Origin of the sequence: Demequina litoralis (assembly GCF_030418455.1) — a bacterium.
GTDB lineage: Bacteria > Actinomycetota > Actinomycetes > Actinomycetales > Demequinaceae > Demequina > Demequina litoralis.
The window spans coordinates 1-616 of record NZ_JAUHPW010000021.1 but is presented as its reverse complement, the minus strand read 5'-3'; the positions used below and the strand labels follow the sequence as shown (position 1 = coordinate 616).

Genomic DNA, 616 nt, shown 5'->3' with positions numbered 1-616 from the left:
GGCTGAGACCTGATGGTGACCACGTATGTGGGAAATCGGTGATCCTATGCTGCCAAGAAAAACCTCGGCGCGAGGTTCTAGCCGCCCGTACCCCAAACCGACTCAGGTGGTCAGGTAGAGAATACTAAGGCGATCGAGTGAATCGTGGTTAAGGAACTCGGCAAAATGCCCCCGTAACTTCGGGAGAAGGGGGGCCTGAGGCGTGAACCACCTAGCGTGGGGAAGCGTTTGAGGGCCGCAGAGACCAGGGAGAAGCGACTGTTTACTAAAAACACAGGTCCGTGCGAAGTCGCAAGACGATGTATACGGACTGACGCCTGCCCGGTGCTGGAAGGTTAAGAGGAGGGGTCAGCCGCAAGGCGAAGCTCCGAATTTAAGCCCCAGTAAACGGCGGTGGTAACTATAACCATCCTAAGGTAGCGAAATTCCTTGTCGGGTAAGTTCCGACCTGCACGAATGGCGTAACGACTTCTCCGCTGTCTCAACCGCGAACTCGGCGAAATTGCACTACGAGTAAAGATGCTCGTTACGCGCAGCAGGACGGAAAGACCCCGGGACCTTTACTACAGCTTGGTATTGGTATTCGGTGTGGTTTGTGTAGGATAGGTGGGAGACT

The 616-nt window shown here is 54.9% G+C and carries 1 rRNA gene; it reads left to right on the top strand.

The features are described 5' to 3' along the window. A 23S ribosomal RNA gene (locus QQX09_RS14255) occupies window positions 1–616 on the top strand; the annotation flags it as partial.